Genomic DNA, 232 nt, shown 5'->3' on the forward strand with positions numbered 1-232 from the left:
GGACGATTTCGCGATTTCCGAAACCATTTCCGGCGTCAATATGCGGCTGACGCGCGGCGGCATTCGGGAGATGCACTGGCACCAGCAGGCCGAGTGGGCCATCATGCTCGACGGCCGTTGCCGGATCACGGTGCTCGACGAGCTCGGACGGCCGTCGGTGCAGGACGTCAAGACCGGCGATCTGTGGTATTTCCCGCCCGGCCTGCCGCATTCGCTGCAGGGCCTCGGCAGC

1 protein-coding gene is annotated in these 232 nt (G+C 65.9%); it reads left to right on the plus strand.

Annotation, left to right across the window (positions count from 1 at the left end; genetic code table 11):
* On the plus strand, positions 1 to 232 hold a 232-nt coding region (locus SB771_RS37420; protein WP_410722334.1), incomplete at both ends, for a cupin domain-containing protein.

The sequence above is a fragment of the Burkholderia sp. SIMBA_051 genome (assembly GCF_046534915.1).
GTDB classification, from domain to species: domain Bacteria; phylum Pseudomonadota; class Gammaproteobacteria; order Burkholderiales; family Burkholderiaceae; genus Burkholderia; species Burkholderia ambifaria.